Here is a 21,687-nt window from a genome sequence, read left to right on the forward strand (position 1 = left end):
GGCTCACTTCGCCAGAAAGGGCGCGACAAGACCGGCAATGCGCGCCGATCCTTTCTGCGATGGATGCAGGCGATCCCTTGCGAAGAGTGACAGATCGCCGGGGCGGAACACGTCGTCCATATCCACAAGGCTTACTCCCGCAGAGGCATTGGCCATACGGCCAAGCCGGTCTTCGAGCATGGCGTAGGGCGCGACACAGGCGGTCCCGGCATAGTGCGGAGAGGTGTAGTAATCCGCCCAGATCACCTGCGAGCCGCGAGCGCGCAGATCCGCCACAAGCGTCGGTATCGCGCCACGGCTTCCGTCTTCGGAGATCAACCGGTCCAGAACCGGGCCACAGTCCGCACAGTCGCAATCGCTCAGATCGTTGGCCCCGCCGTTCAGCACAACCCAGTCCGCCCGCACCCCCGCAAGCTGCGCGGGAATGTTGAGCGCGCCGCGTCCGCCCAAAACCTGCGCCAGCGGCAATGACACGTCGCCCACCGGCTCGCCCAGCCGCGCCTGCAGCCCATCCGCCACGGAGCCCCCCGCGATCCGGTTCCACGCCATGACCGAATCCCCGGCCACGACGATCCGCGCATCCTCCGGCACGCCCCGCCCGCAGGCGGCCAACAGGCACAGCGACAGCATGATCCAATATCGCATTCGCATCCCACTCCACACAGTCTCGATCACACCGCCAATTCCCGGGCGGCCCCTGCGGAAGGATGTAGGGCGCTCCGCGCGCCCTGCCCAGGGCCGCGCGCGGTCAGCCGCCACACTGGCCAACCAAAATATCCACAATCCGCGCGTACCACCTTCACAACCCCCACCCTTTCGCGCTACCTCAGCGCCATGTTGAAAACCCGTATCATCCCCTGTCTCGATGTCGCCGATGGCCGCGTGGTCAAAGGCGTCAATTTCGTTGATCTGGTCGACGCGGGAGATCCCGTCGACGCCGCCCGCGCCTATGACGCCGCCGGTGCGGACGAGATCTGCTTTCTCGACATCCATGCCACGCATGAAAACCGCGGCACCATGTTCGATGTGGTCACCCGCACCGCCGAGCAGTGCTTTATCCCACTGACCGTGGGCGGCGGCGTGCGCACCGTGGCCGATGTCCGCGCCCTCCTGCTCGCGGGTGCGGACAAGGTCAGCTTCAACTCTGCCGCCGTGGCCAATCCCGACGTCGTGGCCGAGGCTGCCGACCACTTCGGCAGCCAGTGCATCGTCTGCGCCATCGACGCCAAGACAGTCGAACCGGAGGATCGCGACAAGGGTCTGCCCGGCCGCTGGGAAATCTTCACCCACGGCGGACGCAAACCCACCGGGATCGACGCCGTCGAATTCGCCATCCAGATCGCCGCGAAGGGCGCCGGAGAGATCCTGCTGACTTCCATGGACCGGGACGGCACCAAATCCGGCTTCAACCTGCCGCTCACCCGCGCCATTGCCGACGCCGTGAACGTGCCGGTCATCGCCTCCGGCGGCGTCGGCACTTTGGACCACCTCGTCGAGGGCGTCACGGAGGGCCACGCCTCCGCCGTGCTCGCCGCCTCGATCTTCCACTTCGGCACCTTCACCATCGCCGAAGCCAAAGCCCATATGGCCGCAGCAGGCGTGCCCGTGCGGCCGTGAGCGGCGGGGCCACATCCGACGGCAGCAATGTCGTCATCCGCGAAGGCGAAAGCGAAGAGACCACCTGCACCTGCTGCGGCAAAGCCGTGACCGCCGTCACCGGCTATCTTGACGTGGGCCAGCTTTCCGCAGGCTGGTACACTGTCGCCGTCACCCATGGGACAAAGGACCACCTGCCCCTGCTGCGCCTGTTCATCGGCGATTGGTCCGAAACCGCCGCCCCCTCCGAACGCTGGGGCATCCGCATGGGCATCGACCATGACGGCGCCCATATCACCGACTGGCCCGAGGCCGATCAGCACGAGGCCGCGCCGGTCTTCACGCCCCTGAGCCGCGCCCAGATCCTCGGCACGCCCATGGAGGCCCAGATCTGGACCCTCACGGACCGCATCCTGACCCGAGACAGCCGCCTCTGAAGGAGCCAACAATGACCCTTGAAGACCTCGCCGAAATCGTCGCCCAACGCGCCGCCGCCTCCCCGGACGAGAGCTGGACCGCGAAACTCCTCGCCAAGGGCCCGGAGAAATGCGCCGAGAAATTCGGCGAAGAGGCGGTCGAGGCGATCATCGAAGCGATCAAGGACGACAAGGCCAAGCTCGCCTCCGAGGCCGCCGATGTGCTCTTTCACCTGCTGGTCATGCTGAAATCCCGCGATGTCCCCCTCTCGCAGGTCATGGACGTCCTCGCGGCACGGCAGGCCCGGTCCGGCCTTCAGGAAAAAGCGGCGCGCGGCTGATTTTACTGGAACCGGCGGGCTATTGAGCGCATTGACGAGGGTATCCCCAACCGAGTGGTCCCATGCAAATCTTCGCCTGCCCGACCTGCGGCCACCGCCTGTGGTTTCAGAACGCCACCTGCCCCTGCGGCCAATCGGTGCGCTTTGATCCCGAAACGCAATCGATGCAGGCCAGCGCGGACTCCTGTGTGAATTTCGACGCCATCGGCTGTAACTGGCAACCGGGCGAAAACGGCTATTGCGCATCGTGCAACCTGACCGAGACCGTTCCGGACCTGCGCAAGGACAGCAACCTGCCGCTCTGGGAGCGCACGGAGGCGGCGAAGCGCTGGATGCTGGCCAATCTCGCGCGCTGGGGCTGGTTCACGCTTGCGGACACAGGCGCCCGCCCGACCTTCAAGATGCTCGCAGAACAGACCGTCGAGGGCCGCGAAGAGGTGGTCATGGGCCATGCCTCCGGCGAGATCACCATCAACGTCAGCGAAGCAGATCCGGCGATCCGAGCGCAGCGCCGTGCCAAACTGGGCGAGCTTTATCGCACCATGCTTGGCCACATGCGCCACGAGATGGCGCATTTCCTGTTCGAGCGCCTGCTGCGCCGTCCCGGCTTTGCCGATGATTTCCGCGCCCTCTTCGGAGACGAGCGCGCCGACTACGCCCAGGCCCTGAAACAGCACTACACCCGGCCCGCTCCGGCGGATGAATGGCACATCACAAGCTATGCCACCGCCCACCCGCATGAGGACTGGGCCGAGACCGTCGCGCATCTTCTGCACCTCGTGGACCTGCTCGACAGCGCCACCGCCGCCGGTCTTGTCGGCGGCTATGATCCCTATGGCGAGACCGATACCGATGGCATGCTGACCCGCGCCATTGACCTCTCTCTCGCGGCCAATCACGTGAACCGTGCGCTTGATCTCGCGGACGTCTATCCCTTCATCCTGCCACCCGGTGTGCGGGGCAAGATGGCCTTCGCCCACCGCCACCTGCGGCAGCCGGCGCCTTAGCGACTGTCACGGTATGAGGGGGTTCACCGGCGCTCCGCCGGTCTGACCGCGCTGTGGCCTCAAGGCCAGAATCATCGAAAAAAACGCGCATTAACCAAAAAATCGCGCAAGCGCCGCGCAATCTGCAACCAATGCGTGTGGGATTTTGAGTTTTGTACCAAATCGGCGAGGAATCGTACCAAACGCCGGCTTTCCGAATGGTAAACACGCGGCAGAAAAGGTTAAGCCGCGTCGCGTTCGGGCGTTGGGATGTCGTGTTTGACCAAGGTACGCAGGATTAACCGCATCGTGCGCCGCGTTAATCCCGCGATTTGCCGCGTCCAGCGCCCCGCCACGCCCTCAGAGCTTCGAAGAGATCACGCCGGTGTTGAATCCGCCCATGCGCAATTCGCCAAAAAGCCTTTGATATTCGATCTTTGGACAGCGATCTTGAACCACATCAACGCCCCGCGCCTCGGCCATGGCCGCCGCTTCGGCGTGTTGCACGCCAATCTGCATCCAGACCGTCCTGAGCCCCTCGAAACACTGCAAGGCCTCTTCGACGATTGGCGGCACATGCTCCGGCCGGCGGAAAATATCCACCATATCCACGGTCTTGGGACAATCCGAGAGCGACGCTCTCACCGTCTGCCCGAACAGCATTTGTCCGGCATGGCCCGGGTTAACGGGGATGACCGTGAAACCCTTGAGCGACAGATAGCGCGCCACATAGTAACTCGGCCGCACCGGGTTCATGGACACGCCCACCACCGCCACCACTTTGGTGCGGGTCAGGATGGCCTTCAGGAAGTCGTCGGAATAGGTCATGCGATGACTTTAACCCCCTTTTACACAAAGAAAAAGCGCCCGGAAAAAAATCCGGGCGCCAGTCACGGAACGAGGGACAGTGAAGGCGTCGCGGGGGTTCCGGCCCCGCGATCCTGATAGTGATATAGGCATGAAAGCCACAGTAAAAAGGGTTGTCACCAATCTGTGATGATTGCGCTTGACCATATCAATCAGCCCGGTGGCAGCATCGACATTTTCGGGATAACTCTTTGTAAAGTTGCGTGTATTTTCTCCGACGGGTCGCGGCCGATCGCCCGGGCATGGCGCAGCAGGAACAATTTGGACACCCCCGACCATGTTCCAACCGACGGCGCATCCGGATTCGTCGGAAACCGCTCCCGCCATCCCCCCGGCAGCTCAACGCCGCAGCCTTCCAGCCGCTCCAGCATCCAGACCAGTGGAATATTCGACAACCCCCGCGCCGCGTCGTTCTCGCCCACCTGACCGCCGATATCGCCATGGCTCCCACGGAACCAGACCTGCTCCATGTCGCCGTCCCAGTCATCTTTCTTTTCCCAGAGGACCGGGGCATAGGCCATCCGGGTCTCATCCGCGGCCAGCGCCTGATAGCCCCGTTTCACCGAAGAGCCCAAGGCATGGGAATGAAACGCATGATCGTCGCGAAAGAACCGCCAGAGCAGCGGCAGGCGCAGCCCCAACGCCTTTACCGTGTCCCAGACCCCGATCATCTCGATCGGCGCGTCCGCATGGCAATAGCGCCGCCGGAACACATCGGCCGCACGCCCCCCGGCGTCGTATTGATACAGTCGGTAGGCCTGCCGCACATTCCGCACGGTCGCATACCGGGCCTGCAAGAGGCCGACCTGATCAATCACCCCGGCCAGCGAACGAACCGCGTAGGCCCCGCGCGAGTAGCCCATGAGAAAGATCCGGTCGCCGACATGATACCGCGAGGCGAGATACCCGTAAGCCCTTTGAATTTGGCGATTTATTCCGCGCCCGACCACAACGTCATGGGTCGAGCGCCAGTCAGACCATTGCACGCCCGCCTCATAGTACACAGAGGCGACGCGGGCCTCCGACAGCAGACGGTAGGTCAGTCCGGCATTGGTCTCCTCGCCCGGGGTGAGCGAGGACATGGTGCCATCGAGGATGATGACGTGATCGACAGGGCCACGGCGCGGCGCATAGGAAGAATGGCCCCGGGCAAAGCGCCTGCGGAGCCATCCCAGAAGCGTATCACTCAGCCGCGATCGGTGCATCCCTCAACATCTCCCACACCCTTTGGGGCGTGAATGGCATATCTACTTGTTTCACCCCACGCGACCACACCGCGTCCTGTACGGCATTGCCCATGGCGGCCATCGCTCCGACGGTGCCAGCCTCGCCGCATCCCTTCATGCCCATTGGGTTGGCCGTCGACGGGACCGGCTCCGTCTCGAAATGAACCCAAGGCATGCTGTCGGCACGCGGCATACCGTAGTCCATGAACGTCGCGGTGAGCAGCTGCCCTTCCTCGTCATAGACGACATGCTCCATCAATGCCTGCCCGAGGCCCTGCGCCACGCCGCCATGCACCTGCCCCTCGGCCAGCATCGGATTGATCAGATTGCCGAAATCATCGACCACGTGGTAGCGGTCGCAGGTGACATGCCCGGTCTCCGGATCAATCTCGACCTCGGCGAAATGCGCCCCATTGGGGAAACTGCGCGCCGGAAGCGCGTCCCGCGCCTTCCAGATCAGCAGGTCCTCGCGCCCGGCCTCGCGCGCCATCTTCGCCGCTTCCAGCATCGTCGGCGTCAGGTTCGACCCTTCGGCGCGGAAGCGTTCGTCGTCGAAGGAGATATCTTCGGCCGAGACGCCCATTTCGTCCGCAAGGAAGGCAGAGAAGCCCTCGACCATGTCGCGCACGGCTTTGAGCGTCACATTTGTCTGCGTCGTGACAGAGCGCGAGCCGCCGGTGCCGCCGCCCTTGGCGATCAGGTCGGAATCGCCCTGGATCACCTGGATCCGGTCCGCCGGGATGCCGGTCTGATCCGACAGGAACTGTGCAAAGACAGTTTCGTGCCCCTGCCCGTTCGATTGTGTCCCGACATAGATCAGCGCACCACCCTCCTCGGTGAAATCGACCTGAACGCCCTCGCTAGGATCGCCGAGAATACTTTCAATATAGTAACACAGACCCAGACCGCGCAATTTTCCCTGCGCTTCGGACGCAGCGCGGCGTGCGGCGAAGCCCGGCACATCCGCCAGCTTCTCTGCATGGGCCAGCACGCGAGAGAAATCACCGACATCATAGGTCTCGCCGGTAACTGTCTTATACGGAAAATCCTTGACGAAATTCAGGCGCCGCAGGGCCATGGGGTCCATGTCCAGCTCGCGCGCAGCGCGGTCCATCATCCGTTCCAGAACGTAAATCGCCTCGGGGCGGCCGGCGCCGCGATAGGCGTCGGTCTGTGTCGTGTTGGTAAAGATCCCCTCACAGCGCAGATAGGCGGTCTTGATGTCGTAGGTGCCGGTCAGAACGCGGGCAAAGAGGTTCGACTGGATCGCCTGCGCAAAGTTCGAGCAATAGGCACCCATGTTGCAGATGTTATGCACGCGATAGGCGGTGATCTTGCCCTGCTCGTCAAAGCCGAGCTCGGCCATCGTCACAAGGTCACGCCCGGCATTGTCGGTCAGCATGGCTTCGGTCCGGTCGGACATCCAGCGCACAGGACGCCCAAGGATACGGGCGGCGAGCGGGACGGTGAAATACTCGGGGTATGGCATGCCCTTCATGCCAAAACCGCCGCCGACATCAGGATTGGTGACGCGGATCTTGCCTTCGTCGAGGCCGAAGACACGGGTCAGCTCGGCCTTCATGCCCCAGACGCCCTGTCCGTTAAAAGCAAGATGCACCCGCCCGTCCTGCCATTCGGCATAGCAGCCACGCGGCTCCATGGAATTGACGATGATGCGGTTGTCACCGACCTCCAGCCGCACCACGCGGGCGGAGTTTTTCAGCGCCGCATCCGTGCCTTCAATGTCTCCCAGTCCCCAATCGAACACCCTGTTGTTCGGCGCGTGTTCGGGGTGCAGCGGCTCGCCTGCGGGCGAAAGCTCCATATGGACCGGCAGATCTTCGTACTCGAATTCGATGAGTTCCGCCGCATCTTTTGCCTGGTTCAGGCTCTCGGCAACGATCAGCGCAACCGGTTCGCCAACAAACCGCACGCGGCCTTCTGCGAGGAACGGGCGGCGCGGGGCGGCGGCGTCACTGCCGTCGCGGTTCTTCATGACGGTGAAAGACATGCCCTCGGTCACGCCTTCGGCGGCGATGGTCTCGGCGGTCATCACAAGATGCACGCCTTCGGCCGCCTCTGCCTCTTCGGTGCCGATCGACGTGATTGTCGCGTGGGCCACGGGCGAGCGGAAGATGAAGGCATGCAGCGCACCCTCCGGCGCGATATCATCGACATAGCGGCCAGCGCCGGTCAGAAAGCGACTGTCCTCAACCCGTGTGACCGACTGGCTTTTTCCGAACTTTTCCATGGTAACCTCCCGCTGGACCGTGCGTTTGACTGGGACATTAGACGCGCCTGCGCCGGTGTCCAGCCGGGAGATACGATTATTCTGTCACAACAAGATGCGGCTGGCCGTAACCGTTGAATCCAGTAGCAAGGCACTGGCTGTAGGCGCCCATGCCACGGATCATCACCCTGTCGCCCTCCTGCAGATCGGCGGGCAATGGCAGGGCTTCGGGCAAGCGGTCGAGGCTGTCGCAAGTCGGGCCAAAGACCGTGCGGGGCATCGGCGCGGCCCGGCGCGGGGTGCCGTCCGGAGCCAGTGCGGTGATGCGCTCGGGGGCGGGAATGTCGCGCCATTCCATCAGCGCGCCATACAGCCCATCGTTGAGAAAGACCACATCACCGCTGAGAGCCTTGACACCCAGCGCGAGCGTAAACGCTTCGGACACCATGGCGCGCCCCGGCTCGCAGACCAGCGCGGGCTGCGCGTCTCCGAATGCGGATTGAACGGATTGTTTAATGGCGCTGAAGACCCGTTGCAGATCCGGGGCCCTGGTGCTGCGGAACGCGGCAAACCCGCCGCCGACATTGAGCCGGTGCAGCCGAACGCCGGCCTGCGCCGCAACGCAAGCAGAGACTTCGATATAACGCTGCCACGGCGTGGGATCGTCGCATTGCGTGCCGGGGTGGAAGGTGATCGAGGGGCGCCCTCCCCGGGCCACGACCGTACGCAGAAGGGTCACGGCGGCCTCCGGCTCGGCTCCAAACTTGGACCCGAAGTCGTAGGTCGCGCCTTTCACCGGAAGTTTGAGCCGCACGGCGATCTCCTGCCCGGCGATCTCGCCGAGCTTGTCCAACTCGGAGGCGCGGTCCACCGACCACGAGGTGATCCGGTGGCCGCGCGCCGTGGCGATCTCGCTCATCGCGCGCACCGGGTTGTGATAATGCAGGCGCGCTTCGGGGCAGACGGCGCGAACCTGCGCCATCTCCGCCGGAGAGGCCACGTCAAACGCCCGCATCCCGGCCCGGCACAGGGTTTGCAGCACCCCGGGCGCCGGATTGGCCTTGACCGCGTAGGTGACCTCTCCGGGGAAATTTTCCTCAAAGAACAGCGCGGTATCAGCCAGGACCTTTGGTGAAAAGAAAAACACCGGCGCCTCGCAGCCGTGGCGGATAAGCCAGTCCTGTGGATCGGTGGTGAAGTCTGGATGAATGCCCATCGTGCGCGTCTCCTGCTCTTTTCTTTTCAGGATGAGCGCAAAATACTAGGATTTCACCTGTCAGAACGAACAAAGTGATTCTTCATCTCAAGCAAAACGCCGAGGCTTTGATGCAGATTGACGAAACAGACCGCGCCCTGATTGCCCTGCTGTCCGAGAACGCCCGGTTGCCGGTGGCGGATCTGGCGCGGCGGCTGGGGATTGCGCGGACGACGGTGCAGGCGCGAATCGAACGGCTAGAGGCGCGGGGCGCGCTGGAAGGGTTCACCATTCGTCGCGGCCCGGCCCTTCGCCCGGCGCTTAGGGCGACCGTGCTGGTGAGCATCGAGCCGCGCTCCGGCCCGGCGGTGTTGTCACGCTTGAAGGCGATGCCCGTGGTGGAACAGGTGCACACCACTTCGGGGCGGGTGGATCTGATCGTGATCCTGTCGGCACAAACCACCGAAGAGCTCGATCAAACGCTGGATCAGATCGGCGAGGCCAAGGGCGTCAAAAGCTCCGAAAGCCTCATTCATCTGAGTACGAAGGTAAATCGCACCGGTTAAGCCTTTGTTACGGCAGCGCGCGGGCGCGGCCGCGGACCCAGGTTACAACCGCGCATTGTCCCAAACGACCCCAACGGGCCGGGCCGGATGTCACCACACACGCGCCCGGTCCTGCACGGATCAGGAGGCGCCTTTGCCCTCGTCTTCCTCGATGCCGTAGGTCTTGAACAAGCCACCTTGGGTGATGAAAAAGAGCACAATGGCCGCCGTCAGGCCGAAGGTCTTGAAGTAGACCCAGGTTTCCGTGGACATGGTGCGCCAGATGATCTCGTTGAGAAGCGCAAGGCCGAAGAACAGCATCATCACGCGCCGCGTCAGGATCATCCAGCCTTCGTCTTGCAATGGCATGACCCCCTCCATGACCGAGCGCAGCCAGCTTTCGCCGCGCATCAGCCCGATGGCCAGCGCCCCGCCAAAGAGCAGATAAATCAGCGTCGGTTTCATCTTGAAGAAGCGCTCATCGTTGAGCCAGACCGACAGCCCGCCAAACACCACGATCAGAACGGCGGTGACCGCCTGCATGCGGCTGAGATGGCCGGTCAGCTTCCACAGAATACCGGTTGCCAGCAAGAAGACCGGGATGAACCCGGCGGTGACCACGATGAACCCCTCGTAGGGCGTGCCCCCGATGGTGAAGATCTCGTCCTTGAGCCAGATATAGGCCCCGAAGAAGGCGAGGATCGGCCCCATCTCCAACGCCGTTTTCAGACCCGAACTGATTTCTTTTTGCGCCATGTTGGGCTCCTTTGTCCCCGAGATAGGGGCTTTATCCGGCAAACTCAACGATTACCGCCCCGAGGGCGATCAAGGTCATGAGAGCGATGCGGCGCGGCCCCACCGTCTCCTTCAGCACCAGCCAGCCGATGAGCGCGGCAAAGACCGTCGAGGTCTCGCGCAGCACCGCCGCTTCCCCGACCTTGTCGAGGCGCGTGGCCATCATGATGCCGCCAAAGCTGAGATAGGCGATCAGCCCTCCCGCCACGCCGCGCGTCAGCAGCGGGCCAAGCGCGGGAGGCTCTGCCATGGACCGGTAGCGCAGCACCGCAATGATCGGCATGACGATCCCGTCGATCGCAAAGAACCACGCGAGGAACGTAAACGGGTTCTGCGTGGCGCGGATGCCGTAGGCGTCATAGGTCGTATAGAGCGCCACCAGAAGGCCGGTGGCAAAGGCGAAGAGCAGCGCGGGCACAAGCGTCTCGCGCGCCGTCACGAGGTAGAGATAGTTGTACAGCGCAAGACCAAAGATGCCGGAGAGCAGCACCGCCACCCCGAGCCATTGTGTCAGGGTGAAATGCTCGTTGAAGATCAGCGCCGCGCCAATGACCGCAAAGAGCGGGCCGGTGCCGCGCACAACAGGATAGACCACGGTATAAGCACCGCGCGTGTAGGCCTGCGCCTGCAACAGTTTGTAGACCGTGTGGATCACGAAGGCCCCGGCAAAGATCGGCCACATGTGCGGCTCTGGCCACGGCACGACAAACAGCGCGAAGGGCACGGCCATGAGGCCATACGCCCCGTCGATCGCACCACGCGACAGCCACGGGTCGTGCTTGCCCTTTTGCAGGGCGCCAAAGACAGCATGCAGGAACGCCGCCATGAGCGCGAGACTCAGCGCGAGCTGATGCCCGGCTTCGGTGCCTTCGATGGAAATGAGCCAGTCTGTCATGGGACCTTTCCGGGAACCCGGCCGCGCAGGTGATGGTTGATCCGCGAAATGGCATCAGGAGGGACCGACATGTGGCAGCAGATATCCGATGAACTGGGAGCGAGTTTCTCGGTGGTGCCCGCGTCGCTCGCCTTCACCCGGCTGCTCGTCGCTGTGGTGCTGTCAGCAATTGTCGGATTTGAGCGGGAGTTGCAAGGCAAACCGGCGGGACTGCGCACGCATATCCTGGTTGCGGTGGCTGCGTGTTTGTTCGTTCTGGTCGGTCAGGAACTCAGTGCGATCAGCTTTGGCGACTCCGGCGAACAGCACCACGACCCGCTGCGCATGATCGAAGCAGTGACAGCGGGCGTGGCCTTCCTCGCTGCCGGGGCCATCTTCACCAGCGGCGGCAAGGTTCAGAACCTGACCACCGGCGCATCGCTCTGGCTCTGCGGGGCCATCGGGCTTGGCTGCGGGGCCGGGAGCGTGGCGCTCTCGGCCATGGCGACGGGGCTGGTGGTCGTGGTCTTGTTCTTGCTTAGGCAGTTGGAGAAGGTGATGGGCACCGACGACGCCGGATAGAGCGCCGGCTCAGGTCTCCAGGCCGGTGAGCGCGGCCGCAAACTCTTCGGGATCAAAGGGTTGCAGATCGTCGATCTGCTCGCCGACACCGATGGCATGGATTGGCAAACCGAACTTATCTGCCAACGCCACGAGCACGCCGCCCTTGGCCGTTCCGTCGAGCTTGGTCATGACAAGGCCCGACACGTCGCTGAGCTTCTGGAAGGTCTCGACCTGATTGAGGGCGTTCTGGCCCGTGGTGGCGTCCAGCACCAGCAAGGTGTTGTGCGGCGCCTCCGGGTCCTTCTTGCGGATCACGCGGACGATTTTCGCCAGCTCCTCCATCAGATCCGCCCGGTTTTGCAAGCGCCCGGCGGTGTCGATCATCAGCAGGTCGGCGCCATCTGCCTGTGCGCGGGTCATGGCGTCGAAAGCAAGGCTGGCCGGGTCGGAGCCTTCGGGAGCCGTCAGGACCGGCACCCCGGCCCTGTCGCCCCAGACCTGAAGCTGCTCGACGGCGGCGGCGCGGAAGGTGTCACCGGCGGCGATCACCACCGACTTGCCCGCAGCGCGAAACTGCGAGGCGAGTTTGCCGATGGTCGTGGTCTTGCCGGAGCCGTTGACGCCGACCACCAGGACGACCTGCGGTTTCGTCGGATAAAGCGGCAGCGGGCGGGCCACTGGCTCCATGATCCGGGCGATTTCAGTGGCCAGCAACTGCTTGATTTCCTGAACGGAAAGTTTGCGACCCATGCGGCCTTCGGCGATGTTGGAGGTCACGCGGAGCGCCGTGTCGACGCCCATGTCGGACGCGATCAGCAGCTCTTCGAGGCTTTCGACCATGTCGTCGTCGAGCACGCGCTTGATCACCGGCTCGGCGCTCTGGCGGCCGAACAGACGGCTGATCAGGCCCGGTTTGCCCTGGCTGGCGGCGGGGGTGTCCGCAAGGGCAGCCGCAATGGCGAGATCGTCGGGGCCGACGTTGGGCATGGCCTCGCCGGGGCTTGGGAGTTCGAGCGGGATTTCCGGCGCGGCGGGCTCTTCGGTGGGGGGCACCTCGATGGGCGTGGGAGCCGGATCTGGCTGCGGCGCGGGGGCCGGGTCCTCGGGCGGCGTGGCTTCCGGGCCGATTTCGGGCAGGTCCGGCGCAGGGGTCTCAAGCGGTTGGTCCGGCTGGATTTCCGGCACCGGCTCCGGCGTGACAGGCTCGGGCTGCGGGGCCTCCTGAGGCGGCGCAGGCGGCGTCTCTTCCGGGGTTTCGGGGCGGCCTCGGGGCGGCTCGGGCGCTTCTTCCTGACCGCCGTCCTCGATGATCGCCTCCAGCCCCTCGTCCAGCTTGGAAGAGGATTTGAAGAGCTTGTTCTTGAGCTTGCCGAAGAAGGACATGAGGGGTCTCGGTTCTGTTTGACCTCACCCAAGTAATACGCATGGGCCTGTAATGAAAGTGTGTGTTGACCGAAGCGGGCCCGTGGGCTGTAACTAAGTCATGGTTTTTCGTGTATTTCTCGTGGTTTTGGCGATCCTGTCCGGCGCGGCGGGGACGGCGCGGGAGCCGGGGACCATGTGTTCGCCCGGGGCCTTTGGGCAGGTGCAATGCATCCGACCCGCGCATTTCGTCTTTGACACCTGCCAAGCCATTGAAAGTTTTGCCAAAGAGCAGAGCCTGGACCCCGGCTTCTTTGCCCGGTTGATCTGGCAGGAGAGCCGGTTCAATCCCAATGCGCTCAGCCATGCCAATGCGCAGGGGATCGCGCAGTTCATTCCCTCGACCGCCGGGATGCGGGGCCTTCGGGACCCGTATAATCCAGCGGAAGCCCTTGAATATTCGGCGGAATATCTTGGAGAGCTGCGTCGACGGTATGGCAATCACGGGCTGGCGGCGGTGGCCTACAATGGCGGCGAGCGGCGGGCCGATGGCCTGGTCGCGGGCACCGGGGGATTGGCCAGGGAAACCATTGATTATGTTCGTATAATCACTGGTCTGACGGCCTGGGACTGGGCCAACGCGCCGCCGCAGAGCCATGACTTCAGCCTGCAGAAGGACAAGCCCTTTGCGCAGGCCTGTCACGAGCTTGCGCGCAAGCGGATCCTGACCGCTTTTCCACCGCCGAAACCCAGCGTGAAACCCTTTGGTGTGCAGCTTGCCTTTGGCACGACGAAGCAGAAAGCGCTCACGCTTTTTCAAAGAAAAACAGCAGCTTGCGGCAGTCTTTTAAAGGGGGAGGAACCGGTTCTGATCTGGGAGAAAAGCCGCGCCTCGCCACAGGGTGGATACTACATGGCGCGGATCGGGCGCAACACGCGGGATGCGGCCTGGACGCTCTGCGGAGAACTCAAGAAGCGCGGCTGTGTCTGCGCCGTTTACAAAAACGATTGAGGCCCGATGTTAACGGCCCGTGCGCCGGGGTAACGGACCGCGCGGTGCCTGTCGCACCACGAGATGTTGGGGGGCATACCGGATTTTCCACAAGGCTGTGACAGAGGTTAACCTCTCCGGGGGGCGCATTAACCCGCGTTTGGTACGATTCGGCGCGCGTTTGGTACAAAACTCGAAACCGGAGTGCGGAGTGATCCCGAAACGCTGCTCCTCCCACGGATTTCTGGTTAACGGCGGTTTTTCGGCGGTTTCACCCGAAGGATGCGGGCAGTCACGGCTCAGACGGTCAGGCCAACCAGTCCCATCGCAACACAGGCCTGCGCGGTGCAATAGAGCGCCCAGATCGCCAGCCCCTGCCCCGGCCAGCGGGTCTGCAGGAATCGCTCCCGCCCGATGAGCACATCGGAGATCACGAAGAGCACCGCCCCCAGTCCAATAAGGTGACCGGCGTCGTTCGGCGGCATCATCATGGCCAGTACCGCCATGACCAGAAGCACCGCCCCGTAAAGCGCGACGGGCCGCCGCATTGGCCCGGCGGCGCGGAGGATGCGCGCGGCCATCCACAGGCCCAAGCCGAACAGCAGCAAGGCGCCGCGAAAACGCGGGTCCGGCCAGGGCGGCGCGCCGGTCTGGTTCAGGATGGCAACGAAGAGTCCGATATAGACCAGATGCGCGGCGGCGAAGGCGGCCATGCCGTAGAGGAAGGCGCGCGGGCCAGGGCGGGAGAGGAACCAATCGCCAAAGGCTGAGAAGGCGAGCGCCGCGGCAAGGCCATAGGCCCCAAGGCTCAGCGCCCAGAGTACGAGCGCGGCAATGGCCGTGGTCTTGACGGCGCTGCGCATGAGACTTTCGCCCCTCAGCCACGGATAGGTGAGCGCCGCCCCGAGGAACAGGACGGCGCAGAGGGGAGCGATGCCCGTGAGGGGCGGGATCACACCTCGTCCGGGAAGTGTTTGATGACCGAGCGGATCGGGTTGGGCGCGGCCTGCCCCAACCCGCAGATCGACGCGTCGACCATGGCGGTGGAGAGCTCTTCGAGCAGGCCCTGATCCCAGCGTTCCGCCATCATCAGCTTGACCGCCTTTTCACAGCCAACGCGGCAGGGCGTACACTGGCCACAGCTTTCATCCTCGAAGAAGCGCAGCATGTTGAGCGCAGCGTCGCGGGCGCTGTCCTGATCCGAAAGGATAACCACGGCGGCAGAGCCGATGAAGGTGCCATGCGGTTGCAGCGTGTCGAAATCGAGCGGGATGTCATTCATGGTGGCGGGCAGCAGGCCGGAGGATGGCCCGCCGGGCTGATAGGCCTTGAGGCTGTGGCCGTCCATCATCCCGCCAGCGGCGTCGATGATGTCGGTGATGGTAGACCCTGCGGGCAGCAGGTAAACGCCGGGATTTTTCACGCGCCCCGAGACCGAATAGCTGCGCAGGCCGGTGCGGCCGTTCTTTTCTGTCTGGTTCAGCACCTGCGGCCCTTCACGGCAGATGCGGGCGACCCAGTGCAGGGTTTCGACGTTGTGAACCAGCGTCGGTCGGTTGAAGATGCCGACCTGCGCCACGAAGGGCGGGCGGTGGCGCGGCAGGCCGCGCTTGCCCTCGATCGATTCGATCATCGCGCTCTCTTCGCCGCAGATGTAGGCGCCCGCGCCGCGGCGCAACTCGATATGACCCGGCGCGACAAGTCCGGCCTCCTCCAGCGCCGCGATTTCCGTGGCGAGGATGTGGAGCACCGCGGGGTATTCATCGCGCATGTAGATGAAGCAGCGCTCGGCCTGCACGGCCCATGCGGCGATCAGCATCCCTTCGAGCATCAGGTGCGGGCTGCGTTCGAGATGGTAGCGGTCCTTGAAGGTGCCGGGCTCGCCCTCGTCGCCATTGACGGCGAGGTAGCGCGGGCCTTCGTTTGCCCGGACGAAGCCCCATTTCTTGCCCGACGGGAAACCGGCGCCGCCAAGGCCGCGCAGCCCGGCAGAGAGGATGGTGTCCTGGACCTTCTCCCAATCGCCGTCGGTGCGCAGGGTTTGCAGGGTCTCGTAGCCGCCAGCGTCGCGGTACGCCGAGAGGGTTTCATAGGCCGGAATGCGGGCGTGGATGTCGCCGGAGGCGATGGCCTGCTCGACCTTTTCCGGCGTGGCATGGTCGATGTGGTTGTGGCCGAGTTCGAGCACAGGGGCGGTGTCACACCGGCCCATGCAGGGCGCGCGCAGGACGCGGACCTTCGCCGGGTCCATGCCATCGTGAAGCGCGGCGAGAAGCTGCTCCGCCCCGGCAAGCTCACAGGATAGGGAATCGCACACGCGAATGGTCAGATCCGGCGGCGGGGTCTCGCCCTCGCGGACCACGTCGAAATGGGCGTAGAAGCTGGCCACCTCGAAGATCTCCGCCTGACTGATGCGCAACTCTTCGGCGAGGGCGCGGATGTGCGCGGCGGAGATATGGCCATAGGTGTCCTGCACCCGGTGGAGATATTCGATCAGCAGATCGCGGCGGTGCGGCCCGTCGCCAAGGAGCGTGCGGATCTCGTCCCAGGCCTGATCGTCAAGCTGGCGGCCCTTGGTCGTGTGGCGGCCCTTGCCCTTGCCCGATTTCCAGACGCCTTTGCGTTCATCCAGTGCCATGTGCGGTCTCCTCTGCGCGTGGGGGCACATTAGGCGGACAGCGCCGCCTTGGGCAGGCGGAAAACGACCGTTGATCCCAAGGTCGCGCCCTGAAATGCCCGCGCTTTTGCCCGATGGGTGACGGAAAGTTCCGATAGCGGTACGATCGGGCAGGTTTTTGGGGGCGCGGATGGCGCGGTTTGTCGGTGTAACGTGGGGCATGGTGATCTTGCTGGCGCTTGGAATGGCGTTCGGCGGGCTCTGGGCCGTGGGCGCGTTGCTCTACATCACGGTCTTCACCTTCTTCATGGATCGTGTCGCGGCCCTCGCGGCGCCGGATCATCCGGGGGCGGAGTTTCCGGCCGGGGATGGCCTCGCCGTGGCTTTGGCCCTGGTGCATTTCCCGCTGCTCTATGGCGGGGTTGCGGTGCTTTCGGGCGATGGCGCGGCGGGGGAGCGGGGCGTGCTGTTCGTGGCGCTGGCGCTGTTTCTGGGACAAGTGAGCAATTCCAATGCCCATGAGCTGATCCACCGCGCGTCGCGCGCGCTGCGGCGGCTGGGCACAGCGGTCTATGCCTCGGTGCTCTTCGGTCATCATGCCTCCGCGCATGTTCGGGTGCATCATGTCCATGCCGCGACGGATCGGGACCCGAATTCAGCGCGGCCCGGCGAGGGGTTCTGGCGGTTTCTGGCGCGGGCGTGGCGCGGGGAATGGGTGGAAGGGTATCGCGCCGAGGCGCGTTTGCGGCAGGGGCGCGGCGGGCATCCCTACCGGGGCTACCTCGCGGGCGCGATGCTGTCGATTGGCCTCGCCTGGGGCGTCGGGGGCGGCGGCGGGATCGTGGCGCTGCTGGCGCTGGCGGCCTATGCGCAGGGGCAGCTTTACCTGTCGGATTACGTGCAACACTACGGGCTGCGACGGCGGCAGGAGGGCGCGCGGCTGGAGCCGGTCGGTCCGCAGCATTCATGGAACAGCCCGCATGGGTTTTCCTCGGCGCTGATGCTCAATGCGCCGCGCCACTCGGATCACCACACCCGGCCGGGGGTGCCCTTTCCCGGCCTCGATCTGGATCGCGAAACGATGCCGATCCTGCCGCACAGCCTGCCGGTGATGGCGGTGATCGCGCTGGTTCCGCCCCTTTGGCGTCGTGTGATGGACCGCCGGTTGCGCAGATGGGCGGCGGCGGTCCGCACAAATTAACTTAATAGTAACTAAATTCTTCCCCGCCCCGCGCGGCTCTGGCAGCATGGTTACATGAACCTTAAAGCCAGCATAGTGCTGAGCCTCACGGCAGGCCTCAGCCCCCTCATCGCCATCGCGGCAGAGCCGATGTCCGGTGGGGAATTCGAACGTTATGTCAATGGAAAGACGCTGTATTTCGGCCTCGCCGGACAGGCCTACGGGGCCGAGGAGTACCTGCCAAACCGGCAGGTGCGCTGGTCCTTCCTCGATGGCGAGTGCAAGCAGGGCCACTGGTACGAAGACGCCGGATCCATCTGTTTTGTCTATGAAGACAAGCCCGAGCCGCAATGCTGGTCTTTCTTCAAGGAAGGCGAGAAACTTCGGGCGGTGTTCGAGAATGACCCGGGCAGCACGGTGCTGTACGAAGCGCAGCAGAACGAAGAGCCGATGATGTGCCTCGGCCCCGACGTGGGCGTTTGACCGCGGACAGGCTCCCTTCGGAGTTTCTTCTCTGTCCAAATATCCCGGGGGGAGGCGAAGCCGGGGGGCGGAGCCCCCTGACCCGCCCGCCCCAGGCGCCGTCAGGCGGCATTGGAATTCGCAGCGCCCAGCGTGTTGAATCCCTGCCGCAGATAGGCCTTCATTGTCTCGATCAGCGCCTGATTGCCCCCGCCGCCGTAACCGTAAAGGTTGATTTTCTGCATCCCCAGCGTCGGAAGCTGCGCGCCGGGATCGACATGCACCAGCTGCGATGGCGCGTGGCCTTCAAGCGACGCGGTGACCGCCAGATCGGCGCTCACGGAGGCCTCGATGGTGCGGTCGTTTTCGGAGCTGACGGCCATTTCCCACGGGATTCCGGCCGCGTCCAACGCGGCGATCGTATGCCCGCTGAAGGCGCAGTAAGAGCAGAAGGCAAGCCGCAGCGGCCGCTGCTTCCACGCCTGCCCGTCCGGCGCGCCGACCCAGAGCAGCGGCAGGGCGAGCAATGTCTCGCCGCCCTGATCAAGCCCGCTTTCAGTGGTCAGGATGACGTCAACGTCGCCTTTGGCGAATTGCGCCTTCAGCCGGTTCGTTGAGGAGCTGATCAGCTCGACCCGGACGCGCGGGTGGCTGCGCCCCATGCGTTTGAGAACCTCCGGAATCACCGGATAGACGATGTCATCCGGCACCCCGAGGGCAATCTCCCCTTCCCAGCTCTGATCGGTCAGTCGACTGTAGATCTCGTCGTTCAGCTCGATCATCTTCTGCGCGTAGGTCTGCAGCTGCGCCCCGGCGGGCGTCAGCGTCACGCCGCGCCCGGACCGGTCGAGCAGCTTGAGATCCAGCATTTCCTCCAGCCGCTTGAGCTGCATCGAGACGGCAGATTGCGTCAGGTTCAGAAAGCCCGCTGCGCGCGTGACGCCGCCGGATTCCGCCACCGCGAGAAAGGATCGCAAGGTGGTGATGTCGAGATTTCGCATTCATCAATCCTCGTGATGGATGTCTTAAGGAACATTCGTTTCACAAATACAGCCTGCTCCTTCATATCATCACTATACAACATGACCAAGACGCCCATCATCACAATTATTGAAGGAGACCATCATGATCCGTGCACTCCCGACGATTTTTCCGCAGATCGCCCCACGTCCGTTCGCCCGCCTCGCCCAGTGGAGCGCCCTCGCCCGTCAGCGCCGCCTTCTGCGCGCGCTTGACGATGCTGCGCTCGCCGACCTTGGCCTGTCGCGTCAGGACGCCGAAGCAGAGGCGAACCGCCCGTTTTGGGACGCTCCGGACAATTGGCGCATTTAAGATGCTGCAATCAGCCGGAGTTCCGCCTGTAGTCCTTGAAAAAGGCGTCCGCATGCCCAATATTCCATTCAGGGTCTGCGCGCGCATCCGCGAGCGTGGGGTCCGCGTGATTGCGCGGAGTTGAACAGGGTTCCATTCGGAGGCTTCCATGGCTGAATACAACACGATCCGGGCGTCTGGCGTCTCTGGTGCACGCGCCGCCCAGATTGACGAAGGGCTTCGCGCCCATATGAACAAGGTTTATGCAACGATGTCTGTCGGCACTTTGCTGACATTCCTTGTCGCATGGGCCGTCGGCTCCAATGCCGACCTGCTGAGCGTGTTCCGCGATCCCGCGACACTGCAGCCGAACATCCTCGGCTGGATCGTGATGTTCGCACCGCTTGGCATGATTTTCCTCTTCGGCAGCATGATCAACAAACTGTCGATGGCCGGTGCACAATTGTTCTTCTACACTTTCGCGGCCGTGATGGGCCTGTCGATGGCGTGGATCTTCGTGGCCTTCACCGGCTTCTCGATTGCGCAGATCTTCCTGGTGACCTCGATCGCCTTTGCCGGGCTCAGCCTTTTTGGCTATGTGACGAAGAAGGACCTGTCCGGCATGGGCAGCTTCCTCATCATGGGTCTGATCGGGATCATCGTGGCGTCGCTGCTCAACATCTTCCTGCAGTCGCCGGCGATCTACTACGCCGTGTCGATCCTGGGTGTGCTGATCTTCGCGGGCCTGACCGCCTATGACACGCAGAAGATCAAGAACACCTATATCGAGCACGCCGCCCACGCCGATCAGGAATGGCTGGGCAAGGCCGCGATCATGGGTGCGCTGTCGCTCTATCTCGACTTCATCAACATGTTCATGTTCCTGCTGCAGCTGTTCGGCAACCGCGAATAAGCGCAGGGATCAGAAACAGTCAGGGGGCCGGTCCACGCGACCGGCCCTTTTTCGTTGCGCAGGTTTTGGTTGCGCCATGCGCGATCCACGCTAGGGTTTCACGCAACCACGAGGGGAGGCGGCGCCATGCCGAAGGTAACGCGAGACGCGGTAAAGCGGGAAACAGGCGACGGTGCCTGCGGTCCGTTCGAAGCACTCTTGTTCAGTGACAGCGGCGGGCTCAGCCAGTTTGGCGCAGCAGAGGAGATCCTGCCCCCCGGATCGCGCTCGTCGAACCTGCACTGGCACGAGGAGGAGGACGAGTTCGTCTACGTTCTGGAGGGCACGCTGGTGCTCTGCGAGGGCGACAGCGAGGACACGCTGGCCGTGGGCGATGCTGCCTGCTTCCGTGCCGGCGCGCGGGAGGGGCACTGCCTTGAGAACCGCAGCGACGCTCCGGCGCGGCTGCTTGTGGTCGGCACACGGGCCCCTCGTGACCGGGTGCATTACCCTCAGCACAACCGGGTGCAGCACGTCGATCGCCGCAATGAGGAACGCCGTTGGACCAACGAGGTCGGCGCGCCCGCGGACCCGCTTCCCTGAGCGTCAAGACGCCGATCGCCTGAATGCCCGACTTTCGGGATTCACAGGGAAATGATCCGCTGATACCCTAAGCGCACCCGAAAAAACCGGAACAGGACCAATGAAAACCAGCCCTCTTGCCCTGCTTGCTGCCCTTGGCGCCACCGGCGCTGCCGCTGAAAAGCCTGACACATGGGATCTGCTTGGCCAGATCGAGATTGACGAAGTGGTCACCGAGACCAGCTACACTGTCAACAAACGCTTTCCCGCCGCAATCGGCGAGGCCCCGCAAACCGTGACGATCAGTGGCTACGCCGCCCCTGCGCTGCCCGGCGATCTGGTGAAGGAGCTGATGTTGGTGGCGGACATGGGCACCTGCCCCTTCTGTGGCAGTCTGGACCATGGCGCGGCTCTGATGGTGACGCTGGCCGAGCCGATCGCGTCGCTGGACGAATCCCGGCGCATCACCCTGCAAGGCACGCTGAAACGGGTGACCGATCCGGAAACCTGGCAGGCTGTCGTTATGGAAGACGCGACCATTCTCGCCGACTGAACTGGCGTCTCGCGCGGTTTGACCAATCGTGCGAGCCCCCGCCGGCCGTCCCCACCCGCGACACAAGGAAAAGGCCGCCGCAGGTTTCCCTGCGCGGCCCAT

24 protein-coding genes are annotated in these 21,687 nt (G+C 63.9%); 13 read left to right on the top strand and 11 right to left on the bottom strand.

Annotation, left to right across the window (positions count from 1 at the left end; all coding sequences use genetic code 11):
- Nucleotides 1–3: 3 nt before the first annotated feature.
- Nucleotides 4–645, bottom strand: a complete 642-nt coding sequence (locus ACN2XU_RS05895; protein WP_419409479.1) for an SGNH/GDSL hydrolase family protein — start codon at nt 643–645, stop codon at nt 4–6.
- A gap of 189 nt (nt 646–834) precedes the next feature.
- Between ACN2XU_RS05895 and hisF the strand changes: the two genes are divergently transcribed.
- From hisF to ACN2XU_RS05915, 4 genes are all read left to right on the top strand, one after another.
- Entirely contained in the window at nt 835–1,617 is a 783-nt protein-coding gene (hisF, locus tag ACN2XU_RS05900; protein ID WP_419409480.1) for an imidazole glycerol phosphate synthase subunit HisF, read from the top strand.
- Nucleotides 1,614–2,033, top strand: coding sequence for a hypothetical protein (locus ACN2XU_RS05905; RefSeq protein WP_419409481.1), 420 nt, complete (start codon nt 1,614–1,616; stop codon nt 2,031–2,033). Before hisF ends, ACN2XU_RS05905 begins: the two co-directional genes overlap by 4 nt.
- Before the next feature lie 11 nt (nt 2,034–2,044).
- On the top strand, nt 2,045–2,353 hold the full coding sequence (locus ACN2XU_RS05910; RefSeq protein WP_419409482.1) for a phosphoribosyl-ATP diphosphatase: 309 nt from the start codon (nt 2,045–2,047) through the stop codon (nt 2,351–2,353).
- 62 nt (nt 2,354–2,415) lie between these two features.
- Complete coding sequence (locus ACN2XU_RS05915) at nt 2,416–3,360, top strand: zinc-binding metallopeptidase family protein (protein ID WP_419409483.1); 945 nt, start codon at nt 2,416–2,418, stop codon at nt 3,358–3,360.
- A 339-nt stretch (nt 3,361–3,699) separates the two neighbouring features.
- Here ACN2XU_RS05915 and ACN2XU_RS05920 read toward each other — a convergent pair whose 3' ends face one another.
- From ACN2XU_RS05920 to ACN2XU_RS05935, 4 genes are all read right to left on the bottom strand, one after another.
- The gene (locus ACN2XU_RS05920) at nt 3,700–4,167 is read right to left on the bottom strand and encodes a CoA-binding protein (protein WP_419409484.1); all 468 of its coding nucleotides are present in this window, start codon (nt 4,165–4,167) and stop codon (nt 3,700–3,702) included.
- Nucleotides 4,168–4,358: 191 nt separating this feature from the next.
- A complete protein-coding gene (locus tag ACN2XU_RS05925; protein ID WP_419409485.1) occupies nt 4,359–5,411 on the bottom strand; it encodes a T6SS phospholipase effector Tle1-like catalytic domain-containing protein in 1,053 nt (350 codons plus the stop codon).
- Nucleotides 5,389–7,683, bottom strand: coding sequence for a xanthine dehydrogenase family protein molybdopterin-binding subunit (locus ACN2XU_RS05930; RefSeq protein WP_419409486.1), 2,295 nt, complete (start codon nt 7,681–7,683; stop codon nt 5,389–5,391). The genes ACN2XU_RS05925 and ACN2XU_RS05930 overlap by 23 nt, the downstream gene beginning before the upstream one ends.
- Nucleotides 7,684–7,759: 76 nt before the next feature.
- Nucleotides 7,760–8,878 carry a type III PLP-dependent enzyme gene (locus tag ACN2XU_RS05935; protein ID WP_419409487.1) on the bottom strand — a complete coding sequence of 373 codons (1,119 nt, stop codon included), beginning with the start codon at nt 8,876–8,878 and terminating at the stop codon, nt 7,760–7,762.
- Between the two features lie 110 nt (nt 8,879–8,988).
- On the opposite strand from ACN2XU_RS05935, the gene ACN2XU_RS05940 reads away from it, so the two are divergent.
- Nucleotides 8,989–9,423, top strand: coding sequence for an Lrp/AsnC family transcriptional regulator (locus ACN2XU_RS05940; RefSeq protein WP_419409697.1), 435 nt, complete (start codon nt 8,989–8,991; stop codon nt 9,421–9,423).
- A gap of 120 nt (nt 9,424–9,543) precedes the next feature.
- On the opposite strand, the gene ACN2XU_RS05945 is transcribed toward ACN2XU_RS05940, so the two are convergent.
- A complete protein-coding gene (locus ACN2XU_RS05945; RefSeq protein WP_419409488.1) occupies nt 9,544–10,158 on the bottom strand; it encodes an inner membrane-spanning protein YciB in 615 nt (204 codons plus the stop codon).
- Nucleotides 10,159–10,189: 31 nt separating this feature from the next.
- A complete protein-coding gene (locus tag ACN2XU_RS05950) occupies nt 10,190–11,092 on the bottom strand; it encodes an EamA family transporter (protein ID WP_419409489.1) in 903 nt (300 codons plus the stop codon).
- A 69-nt stretch (nt 11,093–11,161) separates the two neighbouring features.
- Between ACN2XU_RS05950 and ACN2XU_RS05955 the strand changes: the two genes are divergently transcribed.
- Nucleotides 11,162–11,653 (top strand): MgtC/SapB family protein, encoded by a 492-nt coding sequence (locus ACN2XU_RS05955; RefSeq protein WP_419409490.1) that lies wholly within the window; start codon nt 11,162–11,164, stop codon nt 11,651–11,653.
- A 9-nt stretch (nt 11,654–11,662) separates the two neighbouring features.
- Here ACN2XU_RS05955 and ftsY read toward each other — a convergent pair whose 3' ends face one another.
- A complete protein-coding gene (gene ftsY / locus ACN2XU_RS05960; protein WP_419409491.1) occupies nt 11,663–13,018 on the bottom strand; it encodes a signal recognition particle-docking protein FtsY in 1,356 nt (451 codons plus the stop codon).
- 100 nt (nt 13,019–13,118) lie between these two features.
- On the opposite strand from ftsY, the gene ACN2XU_RS05965 reads away from it, so the two are divergent.
- Nucleotides 13,119–14,009 (top strand): lytic transglycosylase domain-containing protein, encoded by an 891-nt coding sequence (locus ACN2XU_RS05965; protein WP_419409492.1) that lies wholly within the window; start codon nt 13,119–13,121, stop codon nt 14,007–14,009.
- A gap of 278 nt (nt 14,010–14,287) precedes the next feature.
- Here the strand turns inward: ACN2XU_RS05965 and ACN2XU_RS05970 are convergent, their stop codons facing one another.
- Nucleotides 14,288–14,944, bottom strand: a complete 657-nt coding sequence (locus tag ACN2XU_RS05970) for a lysoplasmalogenase family protein (RefSeq protein WP_419409493.1) — start codon at nt 14,942–14,944, stop codon at nt 14,288–14,290.
- Nucleotides 14,941–16,626, bottom strand: a complete 1,686-nt coding sequence (locus ACN2XU_RS05975; protein WP_419409494.1) for an NAD(P)H-dependent oxidoreductase subunit E — start codon at nt 16,624–16,626, stop codon at nt 14,941–14,943. The genes ACN2XU_RS05970 and ACN2XU_RS05975 overlap by 4 nt, the downstream gene beginning before the upstream one ends.
- A gap of 169 nt (nt 16,627–16,795) precedes the next feature.
- Here ACN2XU_RS05975 and ACN2XU_RS05980 point away from each other — a divergent pair, with 169 nt between their 5' ends.
- Together ACN2XU_RS05980 and ACN2XU_RS05985 are read left to right on the top strand one after the other, a co-directional pair.
- A complete protein-coding gene (locus ACN2XU_RS05980) occupies nt 16,796–17,806 on the top strand; it encodes an alkane 1-monooxygenase (protein ID WP_419409495.1) in 1,011 nt (336 codons plus the stop codon).
- A gap of 54 nt (nt 17,807–17,860) precedes the next feature.
- Nucleotides 17,861–18,268: a hypothetical protein gene (locus ACN2XU_RS05985; protein WP_419409496.1), complete on the top strand. Its 408-nt coding sequence runs from the start codon at nt 17,861–17,863 to the stop codon at nt 18,266–18,268.
- Nucleotides 18,269–18,369: 101 nt separating this feature from the next.
- On the opposite strand, the gene ACN2XU_RS05990 is transcribed toward ACN2XU_RS05985, so the two are convergent.
- Nucleotides 18,370–19,248, bottom strand: a complete 879-nt coding sequence (locus ACN2XU_RS05990; RefSeq protein ID WP_419409497.1) for a LysR family transcriptional regulator — start codon at nt 19,246–19,248, stop codon at nt 18,370–18,372.
- 124 nt (nt 19,249–19,372) lie between these two features.
- On the opposite strand from ACN2XU_RS05990, the gene ACN2XU_RS05995 reads away from it, so the two are divergent.
- From ACN2XU_RS05995 to ACN2XU_RS06010, 4 genes are all read left to right on the top strand, one after another.
- The gene (locus ACN2XU_RS05995; RefSeq protein WP_419409498.1) at nt 19,373–19,579 is read left to right on the top strand and encodes a YjiS-like domain-containing protein; all 207 of its coding nucleotides are present in this window, start codon (nt 19,373–19,375) and stop codon (nt 19,577–19,579) included.
- Nucleotides 19,580–19,727: 148 nt separating this feature from the next.
- Entirely contained in the window at nt 19,728–20,471 is a 744-nt protein-coding gene (locus ACN2XU_RS06000) for a Bax inhibitor-1/YccA family protein (protein WP_419409499.1), read from the top strand.
- Nucleotides 20,472–20,597: 126 nt separating this feature from the next.
- The gene (locus ACN2XU_RS06005) at nt 20,598–21,053 is read left to right on the top strand and encodes a cupin domain-containing protein (protein ID WP_419409500.1); all 456 of its coding nucleotides are present in this window, start codon (nt 20,598–20,600) and stop codon (nt 21,051–21,053) included.
- 100 nt (nt 21,054–21,153) lie between these two features.
- Nucleotides 21,154–21,585, top strand: coding sequence for a hypothetical protein (locus ACN2XU_RS06010; protein WP_419409501.1), 432 nt, complete (start codon nt 21,154–21,156; stop codon nt 21,583–21,585).
- Nucleotides 21,586–21,687: the final 102 nt, after the last annotated feature.

The organism is Pacificoceanicola niger (assembly GCF_048553275.1).
GTDB lineage: Bacteria > Pseudomonadota > Alphaproteobacteria > Rhodobacterales > Rhodobacteraceae > Pacificoceanicola.